The organism is Rhizobium sp. X9, from assembly GCF_018873185.1.
GTDB lineage: Bacteria > Pseudomonadota > Alphaproteobacteria > Rhizobiales > Rhizobiaceae > Agrobacterium > Agrobacterium oryzihabitans.
Map to the genome: position 1 here is coordinate 523,405 of NZ_CP071311.1, position 26,290 is coordinate 549,694.

The 26,290-nt window shown below is 58.2% G+C and carries 17 protein-coding genes; 8 read left to right on the forward strand and 9 right to left on the reverse strand.

All coding sequences use genetic code 11. The annotated features are described in order from the left end of the window. Positions 1–398: 398 nt before the first annotated feature. From JZY08_RS02535 to JZY08_RS02545, 3 genes are all read left to right on the forward strand, one after another. A complete protein-coding gene (locus JZY08_RS02535; RefSeq protein ID WP_080842243.1) occupies positions 399–1,301 on the forward strand; it encodes a hypothetical protein in 903 nt (300 codons plus the stop codon). A gap of 82 nt (positions 1,302–1,383) precedes the next feature. Beyond that, entirely contained in the window at positions 1,384–1,803 is a 420-nt protein-coding gene (locus JZY08_RS02540) for a hypothetical protein (protein WP_080842242.1), read from the forward strand. Then, a complete protein-coding gene (locus JZY08_RS02545; protein ID WP_216330909.1) occupies positions 1,803–3,833 on the forward strand; it encodes an ATP-binding protein in 2,031 nt (676 codons plus the stop codon). The genes JZY08_RS02540 and JZY08_RS02545 overlap by 1 nt, the downstream gene beginning before the upstream one ends. Positions 3,834–3,965: 132 nt before the next feature. Here the strand turns inward: JZY08_RS02545 and istB are convergent, their stop codons facing one another. The 3 genes from istB to JZY08_RS27515 form a co-directional block, all read right to left on the reverse strand. Further along, positions 3,966–4,718, reverse strand: a complete 753-nt coding sequence (istB, locus tag JZY08_RS02550) for an IS21-like element helper ATPase IstB (RefSeq protein ID WP_027677343.1) — start codon at positions 4,716–4,718, stop codon at positions 3,966–3,968. Positions 4,719–4,736: 18 nt separating this feature from the next. After that, entirely contained in the window at positions 4,737–6,290 is a 1,554-nt protein-coding gene (istA, locus tag JZY08_RS02555; protein ID WP_111794918.1) for an IS21 family transposase, read from the reverse strand. 219 nt (positions 6,291–6,509) lie between these two features. Next, on the reverse strand, positions 6,510–6,809 hold the full coding sequence (locus JZY08_RS27515; protein WP_233282617.1) for a hypothetical protein: 300 nt from the start codon (positions 6,807–6,809) through the stop codon (positions 6,510–6,512). Here JZY08_RS27515 and JZY08_RS27520 point away from each other — a divergent pair. Both JZY08_RS27520 and JZY08_RS02565 read left to right on the forward strand, forming a co-directional pair. Further along, entirely contained in the window at positions 6,726–7,232 is a 507-nt protein-coding gene (locus JZY08_RS27520; RefSeq protein WP_233282616.1) for a hypothetical protein, read from the forward strand. The two genes, JZY08_RS27515 and JZY08_RS27520, sit on opposite strands and share 84 nt — an antisense overlap. A gap of 652 nt (positions 7,233–7,884) precedes the next feature. Further along, positions 7,885–8,220, forward strand: coding sequence for a hypothetical protein (locus JZY08_RS02565; RefSeq protein WP_080842238.1), 336 nt, complete (start codon positions 7,885–7,887; stop codon positions 8,218–8,220). A 150-nt stretch (positions 8,221–8,370) separates the two neighbouring features. Here JZY08_RS02565 and JZY08_RS02570 read toward each other — a convergent pair whose 3' ends face one another. From JZY08_RS02570 to JZY08_RS02595, 6 genes are all read right to left on the reverse strand, one after another. After that, positions 8,371–10,470, reverse strand: a complete 2,100-nt coding sequence (locus JZY08_RS02570; RefSeq protein WP_080842236.1) for a 3'-5' exonuclease — start codon at positions 10,468–10,470, stop codon at positions 8,371–8,373. After that, positions 10,470–12,545, reverse strand: coding sequence for a UvrD-helicase domain-containing protein (locus JZY08_RS02575; protein ID WP_080842235.1), 2,076 nt, complete (start codon positions 12,543–12,545; stop codon positions 10,470–10,472). Before JZY08_RS02575 ends, JZY08_RS02570 begins: the two co-directional genes overlap by 1 nt. Positions 12,546–12,587: 42 nt before the next feature. Next, complete coding sequence (locus tag JZY08_RS02580; RefSeq protein ID WP_216330911.1) at positions 12,588–15,572, reverse strand: site-specific DNA-methyltransferase; 2,985 nt, start codon at positions 15,570–15,572, stop codon at positions 12,588–12,590. Between the two features lie 56 nt (positions 15,573–15,628). Then, the gene (locus JZY08_RS02585) at positions 15,629–17,317 is read right to left on the reverse strand and encodes a DUF262 domain-containing protein (RefSeq protein WP_080842233.1); all 1,689 of its coding nucleotides are present in this window, start codon (positions 17,315–17,317) and stop codon (positions 15,629–15,631) included. A 53-nt stretch (positions 17,318–17,370) separates the two neighbouring features. Further along, positions 17,371–20,418, reverse strand: a complete 3,048-nt coding sequence (locus JZY08_RS02590) for a BPTD_3080 family restriction endonuclease (protein ID WP_080842232.1) — start codon at positions 20,416–20,418, stop codon at positions 17,371–17,373. Between the two features lie 157 nt (positions 20,419–20,575). Continuing rightward, on the reverse strand, positions 20,576–21,595 hold the full coding sequence (locus JZY08_RS02595; protein WP_080842231.1) for a metallophosphoesterase: 1,020 nt from the start codon (positions 21,593–21,595) through the stop codon (positions 20,576–20,578). A 359-nt stretch (positions 21,596–21,954) separates the two neighbouring features. Between JZY08_RS02595 and zorA the strand changes: the two genes are divergently transcribed. Genes zorA through JZY08_RS02610 form a run of 3 tightly spaced genes read left to right on the forward strand, consistent with a single transcriptional unit; the run spans position 21,955 to position 26,287 of the window. Then, positions 21,955–23,985 (forward strand): anti-phage ZorAB system protein ZorA, encoded by a 2,031-nt coding sequence (zorA, locus tag JZY08_RS02600; RefSeq protein ID WP_080842229.1) that lies wholly within the window; start codon positions 21,955–21,957, stop codon positions 23,983–23,985. Then, positions 23,985–24,983 (forward strand): OmpA family protein, encoded by a 999-nt coding sequence (locus JZY08_RS02605; RefSeq protein WP_080842228.1) that lies wholly within the window; start codon positions 23,985–23,987, stop codon positions 24,981–24,983. The genes zorA and JZY08_RS02605 overlap by 1 nt, the downstream gene beginning before the upstream one ends. Then, positions 24,980–26,287, forward strand: coding sequence for an EH signature domain-containing protein (locus JZY08_RS02610; RefSeq protein WP_216330912.1), 1,308 nt, complete (start codon positions 24,980–24,982; stop codon positions 26,285–26,287). Before JZY08_RS02605 ends, JZY08_RS02610 begins: the two co-directional genes overlap by 4 nt. The last annotated feature ends 3 nt before the right edge of the window (positions 26,288–26,290 follow it).

The following is a 26,290-nucleotide window of genomic DNA, read 5'->3' on the forward strand; positions in this document are numbered from 1 at the left end:
CCGGGCTATGTCGACGGGGTCAGCAGAAATTGAATATCTGCAGACACTTAGCGGCCCCCGCCGATGCGCCAACATCGAACGAGGGCCTGACCCGCAACCTTCTCTCGAAAGGCCTTGGGCTATGTCGACCCATATCTGCTTCGCTTCCGAACGGGAAGCTTCTCCGTCTCCTGATCCTGTTGACGACCGCGCTTCGCCGCGGCGCCGGTTGACTTGCTGTGCGATCGCCCACGCCTCTGGGCTGGCGCTCGTCTGATCTCGCTTAACTGATCGTCCCTGACTTCGGACACGGTTTCGTTTGAAGCCAGCCGGCCACCGCATGCGGAAATCATTTCCGCGTCGGACGCCGTGCGCCTGAAGTTGGCCAGCCGGTCGCCACCGTCAGCAGGAGCAATACCATGAAGACCATTCTTTCCGGTGCGCCGGGCACGCCAGCCTATCCGCATGCCGTCGATCTCGACGCCCTCGAACCCCGCTTCGAAGTCCTCATCGACGAGCTTTCGTCGCAGCCCTTCTCCGCCGCCGCCCTTTCCACGGCGCTTGCCGGCGGTGTCTCTGACGCCGCCGCGATCCTGCGCGCCATTCCTATCCAGGAGGGGAGGCTGCTCGAGCGTGGCATTGGGATCATTGCCGACTTGAACCCGCACCTTGTGGTGCTGACGCAAAATCTGCGGCTTCCGGTCACCAAGACGGCGCTCGAACTGGTCGAGAAAAACGATCCGAAGCACTTTCGATCCCTGACCCTCGATGCGGATACCGGCGGACGCAAAACGTATACGCCAGACCTGATCGTCGTGAACCGGAAGACGAAGCTTGCGCACGTCATCGACGTCAAGCGCAGCCTCGGCTCATACGAAGTCTCACGCATCAACGAGCTGAAGAGCCGCATGCTGGCGGCGGCGCTCGTCGTTCCCGATCTCCTCTACCGCGATCATCATCGGCTGGTGGCCGAAGAAGTTCGCGTCGTCATCCTGAATGCGGAAAACCAGCGCTCCGACATCGCCGGCGGCGTCTGGCCACTGAGCGATCTCGATCATCTCGTCGAGGTCGGCGGGGCGGGGAAGGCGATCGGCATGTTACGCGAACGCTTCCATGGTCGGATCGACGAGAACTGGAAGCTGGCTCGAAATTCCATTGCCGGGCCTGAGGAGCCGGGTCGCCGAGGTGCCTCGGCGGACATTGCAGATGCGAACGGACACGAGACTTGCGACGCGGGCTCGATCACCGAGGTCCATCAGCCAGCCGGTCGTGGCCAAATCCGTGTCGGCTTCGCCCGCATCCCACGGGCCGGCACGGGCTGACCGGCCCGCCGACCTTCCTTTCCGCTTTCTGTTCCATTCGTTCGCGCCGAACCATGCTGTTCGGCGACAGGAGACGTCTGTCATGAGCCGACACCCTTCCAACGTGATCCCTTTCCCCAACAACCCTGCGCTTCAGGTGCCTTCGACGCCGAAGCCATCCAGCCGGCTGAAGCGACTGGCGAAGTTGCAAGAAACCACAAGCCAGAGTTCGACTTCCAGGTCACAAGCAATTCCTCAGGCCATGGCCAAGTGCGCGGCAACGCCTGATGCCTTGCCCGATCCGGCGATCGTCGCGCAGGTCGTGATCGGCTTCGCCCGACGCAAGGGCATCGCGATGGACAGCATTCCGAAAATCTTCCGCGAGCAACTTCTTGCGCTGTGTGCGGCCGGCGATCCGACGACGCTGATGTTGCGCGACTGGCTCGAGGGCAATCGCAAGATGCTCACCATCGATGGGATGCCCGGACCTTGTGGGGCGCATGGAACGAGGGAGGGCGCGTGATGGAAACCCTGACCGATCGCATCACGCGTTACCTCCTTGCCCGCATCCGCCGACTGGCCATCCTCGATCTCTACGAGCGCGCCGCTGTCGTTGGCTTGCTGGAGGCGGACTTCATCGTCGAAGGCGATGAGACGTCCGGCACGGTCTGGCGTGTCCCGGAACAGTCCTTGCGCCTACTCGATGCTGAGCCGGTCAAGGCGCGTGCCGAACTCGAGCGGCTTCTCGGGAAAGCGCCATACAAGACGACAACCCTCGACGTGCTGATGCAGGACCTTCCCGGAGAGCCGCCGCGTGACAAGGCTCGCTCTGTCGGGAAGACCAAGAGCAACCATGAAACCCGTGCGGCCGCCGGCCCACTGAAGTCGACTTCGGGCGCGGCTCAGGAGAAGACGCCATCGACGTGCCGCGAATTCCTGGCACTGCTTCGGGAACATATTGCTCCACCTGTTGTCGCCCACGTCGCTGTCGCCCTGCTGGTTGCCCGTGCCGTTGGTTCAAGCGTTCCCGACCTGTCAGCATTGTCGGCCGTCATCAGGCATCCAGGAGCCTTTGTGCTGATCAAAGCGCCGGTTGGCCGTTTCGAACGCCGCTTCGGTCTCATGCTCGAAGATGGCTTGATCCTGCCGTACTGGACGAAGCTCGAAGACGTCCATCGCAGCAGCCCGCTCTCGGACGGATACGGTGATCGCCGCCGCGGAAAGCCCCGCAAGACGATCAAGACACTTGCCGGGACAGATGTGCCGAAGGCGGTCGAGCGGTCGTTGAGCCGATTCCTTGTCGATGTCCTGCTCGAGCGGTCAGCGCCCGTGGTTCTTGCCGATGAGACAAAGACCGCGCTTCCGCCCTTTGCGTCGATGACGGCCGATCTCGTTCTTGAGAGCGGTGGTCTCGATCATGAACTGATCGCGGAACTCCTGCAGACGTGTTGCGGCATCGCGCCGAAGCACTCGCTGCGGCAGATGGAGAAGATGGCGCTTGATCTTGAAGGGCTTTCGATCGATGCGCTGGCGTTGGCAATTCGTCCCGGGCGCGGTCTCGAACACATCCTGTCGATCCTCGAAGTCCTCGGCGAACGGGCGCGATCCGCCGACAAGTCGGGCGATGACGACGACGACGGCCGCGTCTCCGGGCGCGGCAGTGATCGGTCGGGGCGGCCAAAGGTCAAGAGCCGCTTCCTGATCAACGACGGTGAAGACCCACCAAAATCCATGGATGGCATCGATGTCGTTCAACCGGAGAAGCCAGCGGAGTCGTCCGGGAAGGAGAGCAGTGGCAGCGCATCCGTTGATCCGGCCAATCCGGAACACAGCCGGCTGCGTCAGCTTCGGGTCGAGACGCTCTCGGGTTATGGCGAGGCTCGGGATTGGGCGCTCGACCTCAAGACAGACCTGCAGCTCTGGCGCGACGGTGGGTTGGCCTGGAATGAAATGAGCACCAAGCTGATGCTGTCCGGGCCGCCCGGCACCGGCAAGACGACCTATGCCCGCGCGCTCTGCAATACATTGCAGGTTCCACTGCTTGTGACATCCGTGGCGTCCTGGCTTGAACCCGGCTATCTCGGTGATGTCCTGAAGCGCATGTCCAGGGCCTTTGAGCTGGCGCGGGAAAATGCGCCCGTGATCCTGTTCGTGGATGAGATCGACAATATCGGCAGCCGGTCTTCAGGTCGACGGGAGCAGCATGATGACTACTGGCGCTCGCTGATCAACCGGCTGCTTGAGCTTCTCGATGGGGCTTCGAAGACCGACGGCGTGATCGTCGTTGCGGCGACGAACCTCCCCGGAAAGATCGATCCGGCCCTGCTGCGGTCGGGGCGATTGGAAAAGCATGTCGCCATCCCCCTACCGGATACGGAGGTGCTGGCCGGCATCCTCGCTCATCATCTCGGTGACGATCTGGCGGGTGTGTTGGCGTCTGCGCCGTCGGGCAGCTCCAGAACGATCAAGGCCGAACGGCAACGGCAAGTGCTTATCGAACGCGATGCGGATGTCATCAACGAATCCAATCCAGGAGTTTCCCGCGATGCGTGAAGTGCGGATTTCGGATTAACGGGACATCGATTCCGGTAAATCCCGGACAGTCGTTTCACTAAATCGCGGACAGTCTCGCGGGATCGACTTTCGTTCGCCTGGTTGATGTCATTGGTTATTGATTTCGGCGTTTTACGCTTCGGTCAAGAGCGGTCTTGGTTTTTGCTTCCTCATGCTGTCTCCTTCGAGCGCAATTCGATGGGCGTTATGGACGATACGATCGAGGATGGCGTCAGCGATCGTTGGTTCGCCGATCATCTCGTGCCACTGCGCGACGGGAAGCTGGGCGGTGATCAGAGTGGATTTCCGGCGGTAGCGCTCTTCGAAGATTTCCAGGAGATCGAGCCGCTGCTGATCGCTGAGCGCGTGGGTTCCCCAGTCATCAAGGATGAGTAATTGAACACGCGCGAGCTTGTCGACCAATCGGGGAAACCGCCCGTCGAGGCGCGCTAGCGCCAAATCCTCGAAGAGACGGGGCATGCGGACATAGAGAACGGAATAATCGAGGCGGGCCGCTTGCCGTCCGATGGCGCAGGCGAGCCATGTTTTGCCCGTTCCCGTTTGTCCGGTCAGGATCAAGTGCTCATGGGCCTTGAGCCATTCGCCTTGGGCAAGCGAGAGGAGCTGTCGGCGGTCGAGGCCGCGAGGGGCGGCGAAGTCGATGTTCTCGATGCAAGCATCGGGGAAACGCAGTTTGGCGATTGCAAGCCGGTTGGTCAGTCGCTTGTCGCCGCGCACGGCCATCTCCCGATCAAGCATCAGGCCGAGCCATTCATCGCGGTTGAGATCGCTGCCCTCAGGTTGATTGGCCAGGTCGCGATATGCTGCCGCCATGCCGGATAGGCCGAGCGCATGCATCTGGTCGAGGGTTGGATGTGTGAGCATGTGAGTATCTTCCTTTCTTCACTGGTAATAGGAGCTGCCGCGGATGTTGCCATGCACCGGGGTGGGCTTGACTGGCTCAGCACCAGGCGGGGCCTGATCGAGACCGGATTTGAGGATGGTGCTGACGGAGGAATAGCTGAGCGCATTGATCGTCAGTGCCCGATCGCACGCCGCTTCCAGACGCTCGGGGCCGTACCGGCGCGCGAGCGATAGAACGCCTTGAGCGGCGCGGTATCCCTGCTGAGGATGAGGTCTATCGCGCATCAGCCGCTCGATCAGGATTGCAGCGTTGCGGCCAATCTTTGCAGCTTGCTTGATGAGGCTCGCAGGCGTCGTGTTGGCATAATGCTGATGTGTCTTCGGCATATGCTCGTTGACGGTGACATGACCGCCCCGCTGCGACGTCCGGCGGTGGCTGGCGACACGTTGGTGATCATGGAGGATCTCGACGATCCGGCTTGTAAGCCGGACATCGACCTGGCGGCCGATCAGGCGGTGCGGCACGGAATAGAAGGCCTTGTCGACCTCGACATGGTAGTCGGGATGAACCTTTGCCGACTTCCATTCGGAATATTCGAATGGCGTTGCCGGCAAGGGCGCAAGCGCGTCTTGCTCGATCTCCTCGAAGAGCTGCCGGCGGGATTTGCCAACCCGGCGCATCGGCCGGCTATTGAGATCGTCGAGAAGCTGGCTGATCCGCACGTTGAGATCGACAAGGCTGAAGAAACGGTCGTTTCTCAGCCGCGCCAGGATCCAGCGCTCGACGATGAGAACGCTGCCTTCGACCTTGGCCTTGTCCTTCGGCCGTTTCGGACGGGTCGGCAGGATCGTCGTGTCGTAATGCTCGGCGAATGCCGCAAAAGTGGCGTTGATGGTCGGCTCGAACCACAAGGGCTTGGCAACGCCGGCCTTGAGGTTGTCGCAGACGATGGCTTTCGTCACGCCACCGAAGAAACCCAGCGCCCGCTGCTGACCCTCGATCCAGTCCGGCAACCGTTGAGTGAAGCTTGCATAGGCGAAGGTGTACAAGGAGGCTGGCAGAACCGCGACGAAGATCTGCGCCAGCCGGATTTCGCCTGTCGCCGGATCGATCACCGGGACGGTTTGGCCGGCGTAGTCGGTCTGCATCGCCGCGCCGGCAGTGTGGCGATTGCGGAAGGTGGCGCTGGCGCGCTGCTCGAAAGCGGCAAACCGCTCGCAGAACCACGTGTATCCGTAACCGTTGGGGTGCCGTTCGCGATATTCCTGCCACAACAGCGTCAGTGTCACGCCCTTCCGCTTCAATTCACTGGCGATCTTGCCCCAGTCGGGTTCGTGCATGTCCTGGGGCGGACGGCCGCGACGATGGAACAGGCGGCGCTGCAGAATGCCATCATCGTCCAGCCCAGGCGGTAACGGCCAGCCCGTCAGCCCGGCCTCACGCGCCCGCAGCAGGTAGGTCGAAATGGTCGTTTTGCTGATCTTCAGCCGTTCCGATATCGCACGAACCGAAAGCCCCTGTTCGTGCGTCAGTCGCAATATCGATCGAATGTCCTTCACGTCAGTAAGTCTCACCTGCTTCCGTCTCGCCATTCATCAGCCCCTCGTTCAAATCGAGGTCCAGAATGGCAAAACGGCGCGTGCGAAAGTCGATCTTTATGCCGAAAGACTGTCCGGGATTTACCGGAATCGCTGTCCGGGAATTAGCGGAAATGCTGTCCCGGATTTAGTGAAATCGCTGTCCGGGATTTAATGGAATCCCTGTCCGCGAATTACCGAAACCCGCAGCGTGAAGCAAATCAGTCAGTCACATCAAACCAGCATGCCGATCTTCGACGGCTCGCCTTGCTGGCGTCCGGCAGCACCGGAGCCGACATTGAGCGACTTGTTCGTGACATCAGACGAAAGACCAGAAGGCAGCAGCGGTCCCTGACTTGGGGCGATCTCGAGCATGCCCTGCTCGCCGGCCAGCTGAAACTCTCGGACGATGTGCGGTGGCGCACCGCCATTCATGAAGCCGGTCATGCCATCGCCTTCTGTGACATGGGGATCGCAGAGGTCATTACCGCAAGCATCGGGATGGGAGGAATGGGGCAGGTGGTCAGCCGTCAAGGTCAACATCTCCCGCAGACGCAGGACTGGCTGATGCGCAGCGTGGCCTGCATGCTGGCCGGGCGGACGGCAGAGGTGCTGATCTTTGGTGACACGGTGGCCGGGGCAGGTGGATACGATGATAGCGATCTCGCCAGGGCCACCGAACATGCGGTCGCCGCCGAGACCCGGCTCGGGTTCTCCAATCATCAGCCGTTGCTCTATCGGTCTGCGGCGGGAAGCATCAATGACCTCAGTCTCGACCGGCATCTGGCCGACCGGGTCAACAGTCGCCTTATGGAAGCCGAAGCGATGGCCCGCAGTCTGCTGGAAAACAGGCGGGACGCGCTGGTCGCCATCGCAACGCGGTTGAAGGACGTCGGGGTCATGACGGGCGAGGAGATCACGCGTCTGCTCATCGCGTCCCCCGGTCCACCTACCTGACGAAACCCGGCGGGGAGCTCTGAAACCGCGATTCCTGCCGGCGCCACCCCGATTCCGAGTTCCCGATTGCCGATTCCGAAGTCGCGGAAATCGATTCCGATCTACGGAAGTTCGATTCCCGCTCCGGTACAGGCACCGTTGGGACGAGTTCGGGTGACCTGCCATCGGCTGCCGTCGGAGGTGGCGTAGGCTGCAAGAGGACGATGACGAGGTGTGTCGGAGTGACCCTCGATGCCTCACCACAATCCAGCCGCAGAGCTGGTTGGACAGGCCTCAGGGTACGTTGTCGAGAGTTGTGATGCTGTCCGCCTCCGGAAGGCGGCATCTCAACGTGGCGGCAATGCACTTCACGCCGGATCAAGTCTTCTGCAAATCGATTCGCATCAGATCAAAGCACCATGCCTTGGTCTACGTTCCGGGCAACTCGTAACACATCATCTCAATTTACCCTTCCGCGATTCCTGATCCAATTTTCTCGTTGCCAAACTCCCTATCGGCGATTCCGACAAGCCGCATTTGCAGGCTGAAGGCCGTCCCGCTGGCGATTGGAGACGCACCTGCCCTCCCAGTCCGAAATGTCAACACAGGTAGCCCCGCTTGTTCCTTGCGTGGCCGGCACCGAGGCTGAGGCTCCACAACAAGGAGACAGGCAATGCCCCGGAAATCGAAGAAACAACGCAGTGCAGAACAGGTCGCCCGGCAGCAGCGGGTGAGGGATGCGGCCAAGGCCCGACGTCGGCCGTCTCGTGACGATCTGGCGAGGGTGCTGCTCTGGAAAATGATCACCGCCGCTCAGAGACGGAAAGATGCGCAACTTGCTCTGGACAAGCTGTCCGAAGCCATCGTTGGCGAGCTGGAACGCCAGGGCTTCGATGTCCGCGAAAGCGAGGATGTCTTTGAAGACCTGGCCGATCGGTACTCGGATGGCCTTTTTCCGTTCCGGCCTAAATGGCATCTCAAGCCTCGACCTATGGTCTCTCAACCATGATGTTGATGGCGGGGGTGCGGCGGTGTTAGCTCACACTTCCTCTGAAGGCTTGCAGTATCATTCCGCAAACGGCGTTCCACTATTTCCCAACGTCTTCCCCCCATTACTCCTGATCACGGCGTTTGCATAAGAATCGCGGGAGGAGGCCGATCAAACGTGAAGCAGGTCCTCCAGGAACTCTGAACCTGGCGTGACCGCCGAGACGAAGAGATGGTCCCGCGCGCGGGTTGCGGCGACGTAGAGCAATTGTCGCTCTGTCGCCACGACCTCGTCCAGCTCGAACTCGTCGGCGACCTCATCGATCCGCGTCGCCAGCGGCAGGACCCCCTCATCGCATGCGACGATCAGGACTGCACGGAATTCCAATCCTTTTGCGAGATGCATCGTACCGATGAGCACTGCCTCTTCCGTGCCCCGCCTGACAAGCGATGAAACTGTCTCGACGGCTGCCAGTTCGGCCACCTTCGATGCACGAGCGATCTGATCGTTTGATCGACAGAAGATGCCGATCTCGTTGGCTCGTATTCCCTGTTCCAGGAGGTTGCGAAGGAATTGCGCCGCCGCCGTAGCCTCCTCATCCATTGTAGGTGCAACGACGATAACCGGCTCGACGCCATCGAAGACAGATACAGTTCCCTTGCGTTGATCTTCCTCGCCGTCGACGTCGCGGACACTTTCGGGAAGCAGCCTGTCCGCCATCCTTCTAATCTGATGCGAGGTGCGATAGTTGACCTTGAGCGTGAACGACCGCCCACGCACTTCAATACCCAGCCCCTTCCAGGAAAACGGCTGCTGGAAGATGCGCTGGCCGATATCCCCGGCGAAGAAAAACGAGTCCGGTCGGTTGGGCACTATGGCGTTCAAGAACCGCAGTTCGGCGACGCCGAGGTCCTGGGCTTCATCGACGACTACATGCGTATAGGGCCTGTCTGCGCGGTCCCGGAAGTGGTCGGTAACCACAGTGAACAGGTCGGCAGCGGTCAACAGCGCCTTTGCACGCAATTGCCTGCGTACCTCCGCAAACACTGTCCAGAGTTCATCGCGCTGTTTCGCGCCAAGTCGATTCTTACGCCCCATCCGCGGCACAGTTGCATAAGTTTCGGCGCTATCGATTTGCCAGGCGTCGATGACGTGCTCCCATTCGGAATTCAGGAACTGCGGCGTGTATTTCGTTGTGCTGCCCGCATTCGCCGCGTCGGTGATAAGTGCCCTCAGTTTCTCCCGACCGATCAGATAGGCCTTTCGACCCGTCATGAGCGCGAACAGGTCAGCAGCCGCTTGTTCGAAGGACGATATGGTCACCCTGTCGGCGAGAGAGGGGGTGTCGGCAAGGAGCACGCCAAGCTTGCGCTTCAGCGCGGCGGCAAGCGGCTCCGAGAAGGTCGTCAAGAGCACCTTCGCCTGAGGCTCGTTGCGGAGAATGCGAGCGACGCGGTGCAAGGCGACCACCGTCTTTCCGGTGCCGGCCGAGCCGACCACGCGCACCGGTCCGGAGAAGTCTCGATCCACCAACGCCTTCTGCGATGGATGAAGGAAGACTGCCCATTTCTCGAATGGCTGGTCGAGCGCCGCCGCCAGCTCCTCATGCCCTTCCAGAATACGAAACCGCCGTTGAGCGTCGGGATGGCTATAAGGATCGGAGGTAGCCGGCGGAGTCGGCTTACTCAGGACACCCGTTGCCGCATATTCCAGCAAAGCCTCGGCTGCTTCCTGGGGTAGATGATTGGCAAGCGTGAAGAATTTGTCTTCGCTTGCACCGAGGACATCTTTGATCCAGTCCTCGGGGACCCCGATCGACAATGCGTCGTCGGTTGACAGTTTTGAAAACAGCGGCAAAGCAGAAGCCGATGGCGTTGACTGAACGAGGAACGGCAACTCTGGCTGTCGCGCCGGCGCCGGCTGGATCACGATCTCTTCAACCCGTTCACGCACTTCGACGATCTGAAGTGCACCTGTGCGCGGATGGGTCTCGATTCTCCGTCGTTCTGCCCACTTGTAGGCGTCGTCGTGGTGGTCGACGTAGGCGAGCATGACGCTGTCGCCGGTCTTGTGGATGATAATCCGGAGATCGCGATTGACCCGCACCGACCAGAAGTTCGGGTCCTTGGACGCATCGATCCTGTGGAACTGCAGGCCTGGCCGGTTCGGATCGGTCTGCAGATCGAACGCCGTCAGCTTCACCTGCTTCTGTTCGTCATTGGTGAGCTTAGTGAGCGAGGTCGTAAAGCTGTCGGCGAGAATCGTGGGCATTACACAATCCCCGCTTCAGCGATAAACGGCGACCTCGCCATGACCTTGTCGTCTATGCGGCCACTGAGCGTCATTACCAGCTTGGACTTAGCTCGTGTCATCGCCACGTAGAACAGCCGTCTTTCCTGTTCCTTCTGGTTTTCCGTCTCGGCATGCACCGACGGCCAAATGCCGTCGTTGACATCCAGCATGATAACCGTGTCGAATTCCTTTCCTTTTGCCCGCAGCGCCGTCATGAGGTGAATTGGTCGGGACCACATGTCACCGACAGATCGAGCATTCTGTTGCGCTTCGTCATCGTCGATCGGCACCTGGGCAGTCTGCCGCTTGGCCTCTTCCAGGTCCTCGATGAATCGCTCCAAATCGTCTCCGTATCGGGAGGCAAAACGGCTCAGGTAAAAGAATGGTGGATCGGCAAAGAAAATGTCCTCGTTGCTCTTTCCGTAATCCTTCTCCATGCCGCTGAGTTGACTTACGGCATCCAAGATTTCGGAAACGGTTTCGCCTCGTAGTATAGGGCGAATGGCGGACGCAAAGGACTGCGCCATTGCACGACCGTCTTTTTGCTTTTTGAGTTCGCCTGCATAGGAGCCAAGTAAATCTAGTGCTTCGTCATATGTCCTCGGAGCCGATCTATTCAGATGTGCCTCAAGCTGGCCCTTATCGTTCTTGCTGAGCGGATAACGTTTTACGACGTCACAAAGCGTCAGCACATCCTCAACAATTTTTCTGGGTCGCGGGCGACCGCGCGCGTCGGCGCAAATGCTGAGTACGTCGATAAGACTATCAAAGGCCTTGCTTAGGAACACTTGAAGGTCCTCAGCTGCACAAAAGGGAATATTCTGAGAAGCTAAGAGTATCTGATACGGAATTAACTGTGCCCGTTTTCTGGAAATTAGGGCAAGACGCCCTTGTGGTGGCTTTTTGCCCGACGAAAGGTCTTTGCGAAACTCTTCGATCGTGCTCACGACCTCGTCAATCGCTTCATGGAACGTGGGTTTGGGACGGACTTCAATGGTAGCCGTGGCTGTCTGAACAGCCTGTACGTTCTTTGGAACGCGATTCTTGTTTATTTTTATCAGCCTTTGTGAGTGATCGACGATGTTTGCGGGGCAACGATAGTTTTTCTCCAGAATGAAGGTCTCAAACTTCTTTGAGAGGTATTTCTCCGGGTTGACAATATATTTGAATGTAGCGCCTCTCCATTCGAATATTGCCTGATCGTCATCTCCCACAATAACGAGGCTGGCGTCATTAATGGCTGTAATCGCTTTGATCATATTCAGGTCTAGCGGGTTTACGTCCTGAAATTCATCAACGAGAATATTTGTATATCTTGCTCCGCCCAGAGGTTTTTTGCCCGCCTCGATCTGCTTTAGAAGATCGAGCCAGGCAACATACTTCTGGTCCTCCAGCGTGAAAAGTGATTGGCTGAACAGGTGGTCGCAGGCCTTGGACCAGAATTTGAGCAACTCCTTGAGGGTCTTCTCTTCATTCCCATCGATGTCCACCCCCAGGCTCTTCAGATCGCGAAGCGCCGTTTCGAGAATTATGAACAGCCCTTGGTCCTTCAGCCGATCGACGTGCTGCCATTGAATTTCGGCTTTTTCTCTATGGTTGAAACCCAGCGACTTCAGCAGGTCCATGAGATTCATCACGACCTTGCCAGCGGCGAACTTCTGATGATCAATCATACCTTTGATCAGCTTATTGTTCTGCCAAACCGGCTGCAATGCGTTCTGTACGCAGAAGGAGCGATCGGCTTCGGACGTGTGGAGTTTTGCGCTATGATGGTTTTGACGGACCCGGCGATATCCCCAGGCATTGAGGGTGGCGACTTCAACAGAGGAGCGAATTCCGGCAAACTCCGAATTTTCGCCGAGACGCTTGCGCAACTCGTCCCTGGCCGCACGCGTGAATGTCACGATCAGAAAGCGGGCGCTGCCCTTCTTGCGATCGTAAATCGATTTGCATCGCCACAGCAATGAATGAGTCTTCCCGCTTCCGGCTGGGGCGAGCAGCCTTATGTCCTCTGCCCAAGACTCACAGAACTGTTTCTGATAGACATCCAGCATTGCATCCCCCCGGAGCTAAGCGTCATTTCGCTTCACTGTTCCTCACACCCCAAACACCTTCAACACCTCGTCCCCGAAGTGGTTGATCACTTTCACCGCGATCCGCCCCGTGCTCGGCCGCGCGAACGGCCGCGAGGTATCGGCGTAGAGCGACTCCCAGGCTTCCGGGTCGATCTCTGTCCTCAGCGCCGTCTTCAGCGACTTGTAGGGATCGTTCGCGCCGAGGAAGTAGGCGTGGCGGACGAAGAAGCTCTCCTCGTCGTATTCGGTGTCGATGAACCAGGCGGCGATGCCCTTAATGTCATCAGAGCGGATTTCGCCGGTCGAGGGGTCGAAGACATCGACGCCGTGGACCTTCACCTTGATCTCACCACCGGGCGCATCGAGGATTTCGACATCCGGCTCGCCGAAGACGACGAAGAGGTTGCCCTTGCCGGTGTTCTTCAGGTCCTCGGCCATGTGCAGGTCGGGGTTCATGCGTGCCTTCAGGATGGCGAGTGGGCCGAGGCGGTTGAGGTCGGTCGCCTGGGCGTCGAAATTGAAGGCGCAGGCGATCAGCACGTCGAAGCGGGCGTCGGAAGCCTCGCGGGCGGCGGCGGTAATCTGGCTGCGGGTCAGCGTGCCGAATTCCGGGCCGATCAGGATCGCCGCGCGTTTCTCGATAGAGCCGCCATCGGCATAGCGGCCCTCGGCGGCGATATAGTTACCCGGCCAGGGCTCGATGGAGTTGAAGTGGATCGTATCACGCTTCTCCTGCTGATGGACGCCGGCACTTCTCAGATGCGCCAGCACCATCTCCCCGAAATCGGCCTCCGGCATGTTGGCGGGGGTGGATGCGCGCGAGGTGATTGCGCCGGCTGCGCCAAGCTCCGCGCCCAGTGTATCCTCGCGGGCGGCGACGACACGATGCGGTGACAGGCTCTCGACGGTGAAAGGCCCGGCAACGCGCACCTTGGTCTTGTCCTCATAGGGACGGTCATAGAGCGGTTCGACATCGGCGGCGCGGGCGATCGAGGCGTCGATTTCCTTCTGGCGGGCAATGCGCCCCTCCCACCAGCCGGCATGGAGTTTGCGCACCGCGTCGGTCACGAGATGCACCTTGGCCCCCCCGTCCTTGCTGTCGAGCCAAGCGTCGAGATCGCGGGGAATTTCCCATTCCTCGAAGGTGGTGGACAGCGCCTCGTTGAGCTGGCGACGCAGCGGCTCGAGTACGTCCTGCCACTTATCCCAGATCACGTCGATTTGTGAGTTGTCAGCGATGGATTTGAGAGTAATGCGCGGAGCCCGCTCATAGACGAAACCCTGACGAATGTCGCCAGTCGCCCTGGCGTCGGGGAGAATCTTACCCGAAACTTCCCGTTCTTTTGCGTGCCCCTCAGGAGTGTCTGAAAGAAAATAGTACGGATACTGGGCGCACATCAGCCTTGTGCGGGCGAGTGCTAGTGCCACCCGGGAGGTATCGATTGTGATCCAGCGCCGTCCCCATTGCTCAGCGACTGCTGCTGTCGTTCCCGAACCACACGTGGGGTCTAGCACAAGATCGCCCGGGTCCGTGCTCATTAGTATGCAGCGTTGCACGACCTTTTCTGAGGTTTGCACAACATAAGACATGTCTACCTCGCCGCGGGTGTCGGTCCACAAGTTTACGACTGGCGAGTATGCGAAATCCAACAGGTAGCGTTTGAGAATTCTTTGGCCGACCTGGGGGAGCAACCGACGGGCACGAGCAATACGGTTCAAACCGCTTTGTGTGAACTTGAAATGATATCGTGGAGCACATGGAATAGTCAGTGGCCCCGCCTCAGAAACGTATGAGAAGAACTTGGGGGCGTTTGGTGATTCCCCGGCTGAAAAAAGGCTGTAGGTGGCGAACAGCCGGTCGCCATCGGGAAGTGTGCGGTAGTCCTCGATCTCAGACGCAATCGCGGGCCGGAATGCTCCAGACGCCGTCTCAACCCGTTTGTATTCGGCCGCGCCTTCCTCTCCCGGCTGCTTCTTTGTGTAAAGCTGACGGTATTTTGAGAGCTTTACGTCCTTTGCATACCAGATGATGTAATCATTTGTTCTTCCTAGATGAGCAGCACCCTGTCCTGCCGTTTTTTGAACTGATATCTCCGAGATGAAATTCTTGTCACCGAAAACCTCGTCCAGCAGCGCTCTTACCCGGTGAACATTCTCATCACTTATCTGCACGAAGATCGAACCGCTTTCTGTCAGCAATTCCCGCGCCACCATCAGCCGGTCGCGCAGATAGGTTAGATAGGAGTGGATGCCGTCCTTCCAGGTGTCGCGGAAGGCCTTCACCTGTTCCGGCTCACGGGAAACGTCCTCCTTCTTGCCGTCCTTCACGTCCCGGCTCATGGTCGAGACCTGCCAGTTCGAATTGAACTTGATGCCATAGGGCGGGTCGAAATAGATGCACTGCACTTTGCCGCGCATCTCCTCGCGCTCGGCGAGGCTCGCCATCACCTGCAGCGAGTCGCCGAGGATCATGCGGTTCTGCCAATGCTTGGTGTGCTGGTAGAATTCCGCCCGCGCCTCCGGATCGGCAATGCCATTGAAATCGGCGAACAGATCGGGCGCGTCCGACTTCTCCTCGCGCGCCCTGTTCGTCCGGCGCTTGAGATCGTCGATGATCGCCTTGGGATGCACCTTTTCCTGGATGTAGAGCGGCGGCGCGTTGACCACGAGATCGGACCAGTCCTGCCGGTCCTTGCCGCGCCAGACGAGCTGGGCGTCGCCGATCTCGATCTCGCCGGTCTCGTCGAGCTTCTTCATCTGCGCCTCAGTGATCCTGATCTTCGCGCCGTTCCAGATGATCTGCGGATCGCGGTCCATGTCCCGATCCCGCACTTCGCCCTCAGCCAGCGGCCGGTCGCGCGGAATGCGCATCTCACGGGAACTCTCGCCCAGTATCTCCACCTGCTGCTCATAGAGCGACGCCATCTCGGCCGTCGGATTGTTCAGCCTCACCGCCTTGTCGTGTGTGAGGGTGGAGACGTCTTTTTCGCGCGGGGTCTTGGCCATCAGCGGCTTCCTATCATGTGTCTTTCAATCGGCGCGAAGGCCAAGTTCGACGGGGTTTAATCCCCGACGTATGCGTGCTCGGTCGTTGCCTCGGATGCAATAGGTTCGGGAATTTCGAGATCGCCACGTAGCGCAGACAGCAGTTCATTTCCTGCCTTTGCCAGGCGCTCAGCCCGGGAAACTATCCACGCTGGCAGCTCACCTATATCGGTTGTCGCAAGCGAGGGCTCGATGTATTGCTGCGCGAGCTTTTCATCGTCGATGCTGTATTTCGCGACGTAGTTCATCGGATTATTCTTGGAAATTCGGATGTTCGTCTTGGGGCCTATCAACGCAATGTTTGCCAAGGCGTTGACCAGGGATTCAGGATGGCTGTTGCCGACAAACCCGCGAGGAAAAATGTGATGAAACTGCGGCGTAAAACCAGCCACAAGCTCGTCCGAATCGAAACCGATTCTCATGTACGGTTTGTCCCAATCGACGGCTCCTGACTTGTGGATCAGCAGATAAAGCAGGAGGCGACCAAATCGGCTGTCGGAGTAGTCGCGCATGAAATCCTCCGACGTCAGCATCGGTAGGTAGCGAATTCTCGCCAGCAGGCGCTCGAGTGCATCCTTGACGTTCGACGAGTCCGCGATCTCCTTCAGGTCTTCTTCCATCGAGCTCGTAGATGACGTCGAGTAACGTCCGAAACGCGACGCTTGCAGGAACCAGTAGAAGACCTGATTGAAAGGGGCTTCGGGATAGCGATCCAGCAACGCAGTCAGCGGGACCAAAGCGTTATCCGAAGGAAGGAGAGCATTGCCCGAGATGCCACGTTCGCGCAGATGCTTGACTGTCAACGCCCACGCCTTCTTCGTTCGGTCCCACGTAGGCAGTATGTGCGCCTCGTTCCAGAAGTCCGTGTCGATATCCTTGTATCGGATGCGTTTCCGCCCAATGCCGGTGAGGGTGCGGAACACCAGGTTGGGAGTCACGTCAAAGCCGGACTCGGCTAGGCTTTCGATATAGGGAAGGTAATGTTGACGAACCCAGCCGGGCGTTCGCGCTGCTACAACACCGAGATAGATGTCGGCCTCGGTGACTCGGGTACCGCGGCTGTTGAGGCGAGCAAATATTTCGACAACGTCTTCGAGTTCGTTGTCTACCGTGATCAGAACGACTTCCTTGTCACGAGTTTTTCGCAGCCGATCCAGCCTTGTATAGACCTCGGTGACGTCCATGCCATCACACAATCCGTCCAGTTTTACTTGCTTGGCGAGGTCCAGAAGTTTCTTTTGATCGGCCTCGTTCTCGACATCGAGGTTCAGAATATCTCGGATGGGTATGTAGCGCTTGGTCGTGACTTTTCGGGTTGCTGCATTGGCAACAACGAAGAACGGTGGCGTCTTTGCATGGACGTCAAACCTGATGTCATACTTGCGAACCAGATCGTCCCACGGCTTTCCTGAATGCCACCAGTATGGCTTGCGGCCACTCAGGATACACAATGCCGTGGTACGCTGCTGCCCGTCGACCACCCACTGCTTTGGGCCCTGCGAGTCCACGGCCCCCTGGGTTTCTACTCCCGCGCCGCTGTCCCAAATGAGCAACGTTCCGACTGGATAGTTGAGCCACAGAGACTCAGCCAAGTCCCTTACTTGGGTAGGCTTCCAGACAAATCCGCGCTGGAACTCAGGAATGCTCCACTCATGACCAACAGACCGTTTTACAATGTCTTTAACTTTCGCCGATGTGTAAGCCATAATTCCCCTGCGCTCTTCCGACCCTAGTCCCTAGTATTTTTGCGTTTCGTGCTTCAAGAAACTTCGCGCATAGTTGCCGATCGCTCATTGAGGAAGTTGTCGATCAATTTCCCGTAGTCTTCCTCCATCGCAAAAGCGTTTCGGAATTCAGCAAACGCCCAACGACCATAGGCTTTGAGATTGTTGACGCCGGGGACCCAGAGGTTCGTCATGGTCTCGGCCTTGATTTGCTCGTCGAGACCGCGGAAGCCTTTGACCTCCACGATCAGGTTCAGCGGATCATCCGGCCCTCGGCCATCATCAACCTGTATGATGAAGTCCGGCAGGTAGCGGCGCGGCACGCTGCCGGAGCGATAGGGCACTTCGAAACCGAGCGCCTGATTCTTGACGTAGGAGATCGTGGCCGGATGCGCTTCCACGACTCGGGCAAACTCCGCCTCCCAATCGCTGTCGCAAACGACATAATTTACGTGACTGAGGCGGGTCTCCCAAAGCGTCTGCTTGGTCGTGATGAAGGATACTTGGTCGGTGTAGCCATGCGGATTGTAGGGATCGAGCATCGCCTTCGCGACACTCTCCCCATCTTCGCCGGCGCTGCGGACGATGGCTTGGTAGATGAGCTCGGATGCTTTCTCCGCCAGCTCGGCATAGGTCAGCATGCCCGCCCTGGTGCCGCCAGTGAGCTTCAGGCAAGTGGCAATCCAGCGCCGGGTAATGGGCTGGAGCTGATTATAGAGGTAATAGGGAACGTCCTGATCCGGCTCACGGAAATACATCTCGATGAGCTTCTTGGTGAGATGCGTCGCGACGGTGTTCGGCCGCATGTCATCGAGCGCATCCGGAGAAATGTCATGGCCTTCGCCGACCAGCCCTTCGAGACGGACCGTACAGGGGCCGACCAATTCTGGCGTCAGGTCGAGGACTGAGTCCGCCGAGAAATTGGCGGAAAAGCTCTCGGAGGGGAGCTCGGCGCGATAACCGGCAACGCACGGAAAGCGGATGGAAAGGTCGTTGCGCTCTTTCAGCGCATGGACACGTGTGGTCGGCTTCGGTGGTGTTCGTGTGACCTCCTGGGGTTCGGTGGCGAAGTCGAAGGGAATGCCGAGGATGTCGGCGTATTCCGTGTTGAACAGCCCCCTGTCGTTCAGCTCATAGGACTGGCGGCGCAGGCCTCGACCAATCACCTGCTCGCAGAGGAGCTGCGTTCCGAATGCGCGAACGCCAAGGATGTGGGTGACCGTGTTGGCATCCCAGCCCTCGGTCAGCATCGAGACGGAGACGACGCAACGCACCTGCTCCCCGAGCTTGCCCTTCTGCCCGACGGTGTTCATCACTTCGCGCAGTAGTTCGGAATCCGATAGCTTGTCCGCCGCCGCGGCACCCTCGCGCTCCTTGATCTCCCTGCGGAACTGTTCGATTTCCGCCTCGGCCATATCGCGGAATTTGGAATCCAGCGCCTCGCCGGATTCGAGCTGCTGGGAATCGATCAGCAGTGTGTTCATGCGCGGCAGCCGATTGCCGTTGCGGTCATCGTAGTTCCGGAAGAGTTCCAGATGCCCGTAATGCTTTGTCTGGCGCTCACCTTCAACTTCCCGTTCCCAGCCGGAAATCCATTCGAATATGAGCTTCGAACTGGCAGTGTTGTTGCAGACGACGATGAACACCGGCGGGACGCCGATGCCGACCTTTTGCCAGGCCTCGAACTCCTTCTCGTAGTGGGAGTAGAGCGAGTAGAGCGCGGTCTGCAGTTCGGCAGGTATGCTCAACGGATCAAGATCGCCGGATTTGCCCGCCCCCTTCTTCGGCATCTTCTTTCCGATGTGATCCCAAAGATTGCGGAACACGGGGGTGACGGCATTGACGGCATTGTCCGACACCGGCACGCGGGGCAGCTTGACGATGCCGCACTCGATAGCATCGACGAGCGAAAAGTCGGAAACCACCCAGGGGAAGAGTGTACCTTCCTCGTATCCCGATCCACGCAAGAAGAACGGTGTCGCCGAGAGATCATAGACCGCGCGAACGCCGACTTTCCGCTTCAAAGCCTCGATGCCGGAAATCCAAAGCCGTGCAGCTTCATTGTTTTCCTTGGCTTCGTCCTTTTCCTCGCCCTTCAGTTCATCTTCTTCGTGGCTTCCCGGACGTTCGCGATAGCAATGGTGCGCCTCGTCGTTGATGACGACGACGTTCTTCATCTGCAGGAGATCGCCGCAGGCCCGCTGAAGCATCTGTCCCTCGGTCTCGAGTTCCTCGATTGCTTCTCCTTTCCAGCCCTTCATCAGGCGGAGACCTACTGCGTTCAGCTCGTGAGCCTTGCGCCGCTGAAAGACGTGATAGTTGACGATTTCGATCTTCGCCTTGTTCAGGTCGGGCATCATGTCCTGTGGGACAAGTTCCCGAGAGCGATAGTAGCTATTGCCGTCAGAAGGTTTCAGTACGCGCAGTCGGTCCTTGATGGTGATGCCGGGCGCAACGATGAGGAAACCTCTCGAGAACAAACTGGAGTTCGGCTGCCGAGCGGCATTGATTGCTTGCCAGGCAATGAGCATGGCCATGACGGTTGTCTTGCCGGCGCCGGTGGCCAATTTCAGCGCAAGACGAAAGATTTCTGGGTTGGCATCTCGGTTTGCTTCTTCGAGATGGCGGAAGATGTGAGCGTACTGCTTGTTCTTGCGCGCCACCTCGGCAAGCCAGATCGCAGTTTCAACGGCCTCCACCTGGCAATAGAAGGGGCGGGGGCCGGAGAAGTTGTCGCTTCGCCAATATTGGAGCAATCGCTGGGTAACGGGCGTGACGCCCCAGTCGTTGGGATTGGGAATTGAGCGCCATGACGCGATGTGGCCGCGAATTTCGTTGATGATCGGCGTAGGGTTGTAGTGGCTGCTGCCGTCCTTGGTCTGGTCGAGATCAAGCGTAGCCTGCTTTTTTGCATCTGCTTTGATCTTGCGGCTCTTCGGAACGGGGGCCACGTATTTCGACCGGCGCCGGCCTTCGATGGGCGGTTGATTGAGCGGCTCGCCACTTTCGGACAGCGCATGATGGCGCTTGGGAACTTCGTATGGCGAATTAAGAATTGGCTCGGCGTAAAATGGCTTGGTCATGCAATCTGTCCCAGAATCGGCATCGCCATTCAATCGCCTCCGCGAGGGTGATGCAACTCCTACGATGCGGATTACTGTGTTTGGCAAAGAATTGCACACGGAAATTATTTCCGCATTGTAGCCCGATAACCGTCTGTTGGATGCGTCTTTGTCCTTGTTATTTTGGCACCAGGATAAGATTGTCCGTACTTAACAACTGCTCTCCATTCCACCGATACGCGCAGGGCCTTTCTATGTAGTCGAGGCAGAGGGCATTGTGTGCAGCAAGTTCAGGCTGACTGAGCATTTTGTAGTGCCCGAAGAACACAGGTTTTTCCTGCGCGCCATAAAAGTTGATCCCGCCACTTTCGATCACAGGCGTATCCGGAAGGTCGTCTGAACGAGGCACGGACAGCGCAGAGCTTCGCCACGTGCGATCGCCTGCCTGCCACCATTTCAGCCGGACCGCGGTGCGGGTATGTCCTTTTATGTCCGTGAAAGAATGGCCGTGCGGCAGCTCGGCCTCTGGCCCCTTTAGACTGGATAGGACCGCGTCCGCGAATGGACTGGCATCCGTCTCGAACGCCAACTCCTGCAAATCATCTCGCTTCAAACGCGCATCGCCGGTTCGGCGTCGAATAGTGTCGATGTGACGATCGTCCCAGTATGCGTGGACAAGTCTGATCCCGGGCAGGTCCATAAACAGTGGTAGCGTCATGAACCAATCGAGCACTTCTTGCGTCTGAGGTGCGCCTATTGGAAATTCTTTCAGAAACGTTTCGTGCTGTGCGGTATTCTTTAGGGTGTGAGCCCGCATGAACCCGTCGCTAGTGCGCTCCGAATTTTCGCCGTGCTCATGATAGAGTAGCGCGTTGAGTTCGTGATTGCCCATGATCGCTATCGCGTGACCGTGCCGTTGCATTGCGCGCACGAGAGAGATCACCACGGAGTTTTGGTCCCCTCCATCAATGAAGTCCCCGAGAAAGGCGACAATTCGGCCCTCAGGATGTGCCCAGCATGAAGCTGATTCCCGATAGCCGAGGTAAGTGAGAGTTTTAGTTAGGCGATCCAGATCAGCGTGAATGTCGGGAATGACGTCGATATGTGAATGGTTTTGTAGCAAACGAACACCCTCGCTAGCTAGGTATGACGCCTTGGCATCATCTATGCAGTTCATCGGCGTAAATAGCTTGGTCATGCAATTGGTCCCAGAATCGGTATCGCCGATACAATCGGCCCAACGAGGGCAATGCAACTCCTGTGATGCTCATTGCTGTGTTTCGCGAAGAACTGCACACGGAAATCATTTCCGTATTGCAACAGAATCCAGGACGCCAAAGATTTGCTGCGCGAGCGTCCCGGATGGGCATCTCCGGTCTCACACACTTCCGAACGGGGATTCGCCGCTCTTTCGCAAGTTGTGGAAAATAAATCACATCGCAGTTCAATTTTGTGGAGTTTCGGGCAAACCGCCTGGGTGTACTTGATTGCACGGCCGTGCCTCTAATAGTTTCCAATCCGTTACCGCTCATGGGTAGTGGTTGGGGATGGGATTAAGTGGTTCAGGAAATTGGAAGTTTCGTCGTTGCCTCGATTCTTGACGCGGCGAATTATCTTGTAAAGGACGCGGCTGCTCCGGGTATCGTCGCTCTGGGAATTGTCGTTCTTCTGGTGATTTTTACTGCCGCTTTCTTTCGGGAAGTCTTTCAGCGCCGGAAAGCAGTTCAATGGCTCAAGCGCGAAATTCAGAACAGTCCTACGGGGGCTGACTTCAGCCGTGACATTGACGTTGTGTCCGCCTCAATCAAGGAAAGCAGCACAAACAAGTACCGCCGGCAACTGGCGGCGGCGTGGGACAAGTACAAGGAGACGCTTGTACCTCACGAAGAAGACGGCAAGGTCGTGCTTCGCAATGCCGTCCGACCGTCCATGTTTCTCAATCCAGAGGACTTGGGTTTTGGGGTTGGCTTTTGGCGCATCGTACCCGGGCTCTTTGTTTCGGTTGGCCTTTTTCTGACGTTCCTGGGGTTGATCGCCGCTCTCTCTACGATGGCGCAAGGAGCAGAGATCGATAGCGGTGTCATGCGACAGCTGCTTTCTGTGGCCTCGGCGAAGTTTATTATGTCGTTGACGGGGCTTTTCTGCTCAATCGTCTTCACGATCCTTCTTAGAAGCATCTACGGGCGACTGGAGCAGTCGATCCATGAACTATGTGCCGCCATTGAGCAGCGTCTCACCTATATCAGTCTGGAGGCCCTTGCCACAGAACAGCTGAAGGCAACCCGGGAACAGCGGGAGCATTTCCGATTGATTGGGATGGAGTTGGTCGCGGAGATTGGCCGTCCATTGAGAGAGGAGCTCCCGGCGGCAATCCAGAGTTCGATCGCCGGTGCAATGGCACCGATCGTAGAGCGAGTGGGCAAACTCGGCGCAGAGGGCGTGGGAGATATGGTGTCCGGAATTTCGGACAAGCTTACCGATTCAATCGGTATTGCGCTAACTGAGGCTAGCCAGAAAATCTCGGATGCAGGTGAAAGGCTTGGGTTGCTTGCTGACCGTCTCGATCAAAGCTCGGGGCGGATAGGCTCGGAGATGGAAGGCGTTACGGAGCGTGTCGCCCAAGCTGTGGAAGACCTCCGTGCGGCTATCACGAACACGGCCGAGGTAACCGGGGGGACGTTTAACGAAGGTGCCGAGAAGCTCCTTGCGGTCATGAACCGTACGCTTGAGGGCATTCGCGATAATACGGGCGAAGGTGCGCGCGCCATGTCGGCAGCGGCTGAGGACATGCGCCAGGCGGCCGAATCCTTCAAGCAGGAGATCGAGTCCGCAGCGCGAACAGGAACAGAAGCTGCGCAGGAACGCATGAAACTTGCAGGTCAGCAGGTGAGCTCGGCTATCGGCGTTGCCGGCAAGGACGTTGCAGAGGTGTTCAGCCGCACCAGCGCGGAGATTGCTCGGGTCGCGGAAGAGGTTTCCGAGAAAGCCGGCGCCGGCTTGCTCGCTCCGCTGGCTGAAATAGGCAACAGGTTCGAAGGTCTGGTCAAGCAGCTCAATGACGGCACGTCAGACATGCGGCGCATGGCCGATGGAGTGAAGGCTGGTGCCGATGCTTCGGAAAAGGCTGCGGGTACCTTTAACGGGGCGGCAAGCTCACTCGTGGCTGCTGTCACTCCCGTGAAAGCCGTCGTGGATCGCATGGAAGGTTCGATCCGGCAACTTACTGACAGCACGCAACACGCGGCGAGCACCGTATCGAGGTCTTCGGAGGCTACCGCCGAGTCCGCAGCCTCTGCTCTTGCCGCTGCGAAGGAAATCCTCCAGGCGGAAGCGAAATCCATCGAGAACGCGCTGGGCGGTGTCTCTGTGATGCTGGAACGTCTGAAGGGGCAGGGCGACCGCCTCGATGAAATGGATGGAAAGCTCGGCCAGGCTTTCGATCTCTACACGGAAAATGTGGAGAAGTCCGTCCAGGGCATGTTCGGTCACGTGCGGGATCTGCAGGAAAGGCTAAATCCTGCGCTCGACACCATGCGTGAAATCGTTGAACAGGCCGAGCAATTCGCTCCGCAGTCGCGGAGAGCCTGATGCGCGGCGGTTTCCGGACGCGTTACAAAGAGGAAGAGGAGGAGAGCGCATTTGTGTCCATGACGGACATGACTGTCAGCTTCCTCTTCATCATCATCCTTTTGCTAGCTTACTTCGCCCAGCAATATAGCGAAAAGGACACCGTACCCAGGCCCATACATGAGGAGGTCATTAAAGAAAGGAATGTCGCGCAACAGGAGATAGTCCGACTGCAGGCAATCGTCGCTGTTCATGAGAAGACGATCGCTAACCTCAAGGAGGAGATTAACAGGAAGCAGGTGGAGATCGAGCGGTTACAGGCTGAGATCGCGAAGCTGCAGGCCGAGATCAAAGAGCTAAGAGAGGCGCTTGAAAAGCTTCGGAAAGTTGACCCACTGGAAGCCTACCTGGCCACGTCGGCGATCGAGAGACGACGAATTCTCGAAACTCTACGCGATCAGCTGAAGATTGATTTTCCTGATCTCGAGGTGGTTATCAGTGAAGAAACCGACGCTTTGCGCTTTCAGGGCGACGGCCTATTTGCAACCGGATCATCCACGTTGCGCCCCGACCGGAGGGCAATCGTGGAAACTGTCGCAACGAGGCTATCGCAGATTTTGCCCTGCTATACGATTGGCCCGCGTTCGAAGTGGACGGCCGAATGTAATCCAGGCAATGCGATTATTGAAGCTTTGCAGATTGAAGGACATACCGACTCAACCGGGGATTTTACGGCCAACCTGGCCCTGTCCACTAATCGCGCAAACAGCACTTTTTCTACAATTCTCGGCAAATCCGGTGAGCTAGTCGATTTTCTGAACTTCCGACATCAACCCGTGTTGTCCGTCGCCGGATACGGCCAAATGCGTCCGGTTAAGGACAACTCGACGAAGGAGGGACGAGATACGAACCGCCGCGTCGACCTGCGAATCATCATGTACACGCCTAGCCAGTCGGCGGAAATCGACCGCATTCGTCAGGCGTTGAGTCAAGACAGCTCCGGGGGTATCGCGAATTGACCCTCAGCAAGAGCCTCTCCCAGACCCGTCAGTTCGTCAGGCCCGCCTTGCCGGCTTTGAACTCACTTACATCCAGAACAGAGCGAATTCTATCCCGTTGGCCGGACGTCGTCGCCAATCCCCCCGAGAAAGACCGTGAAAAACTCGTGGCCATTGTTCGGGACAAACTGGAGAATAATAGCTGGGAGGACACGAAGCTCTCGCTGATTACAAGCGCTGGCAGGGCGTTGTTCGACGAGGATCGTCGCACTAGACCTGATTTGGCGGAGATGCGAGATTTTTATTACGGCGAGACCCGCGCCTCGACACGGGCGGGGTTTCTCGGCGGAATGTTCTCCATCTACATGGACAGCTTTGATGCCAACGCGGAACATACGTGGCAATTGGCCGGTGCATTGTCGGCAGCGACAAGGCGTCTCGGAGCTCGCTGGCGTATGATGCTCGATGCCATCCCCGAGATGCTCTCGCCCGATGCAGTGGCCGATGCCGTCGCGCGACAGATGGTGCTGATGGACCATCTGTGGATCGGCCTGCAGAAGCTTGGTATTCGCAGCCCTCACGCACCTGGTCTGATGAATGCCGTCCACCTGGCCTATGTGAAGCAGATCGAGCCGCATCTCGATCAGCGTGTGGAGATGGAGCGGCTGATCGAGTGGCTGAAGCCGGAGGGCAGGGAGGCGAAGACGACCGGCGCCGGCGAAGCGATCTCGGCTCTGCTTGGACACTGGGTCAAGCATTCTCCGAAGCCCGATGACCTACGCTACCTGACAGAGAACATCATCGGCATTTACGGTGATCCTCGTGTCCAGCGTGGCGGCGTTTGGTCAGCAGTACCGGAAGACAGGATGGCGGTTATCCTGCGCTGGCTGACGGGCGAGAATATCCGGTTCTTCCTTGATGTCGTCTCTGAGGTGGAAGACAGCCACATGTGGGAGCCTCGCAGGAGATTTTGGCTCGGCCTGCATGATCGTGGCCGTATCGATGCAGCCTGGGTTGCTTTCAGCGATTCCGCCGCGAAAGAGGCAAGGCGACGCGGGGCGGGAGGTAAGGGGACGTTGAGATTTGGCGTTCAAACGGCAGGCTACGGTCGCGCGAATACATCACTGCTTATACTGAAGATCGGCAGGAAGATCGTCGTTGAGGGCTCTCACAGCTATAAGGTCCACATTTTCGACGAGTCCAACCAGCGTGCGCCTGCGCTCTACCAGTGGCGATATGACTGTGAAGCCATCAGGTTCATACCCGGCTCCAATGCGAAATCGCACAACGGCGATTGGCAGAGTTGGGTCTTGGAACACATCTAGGTG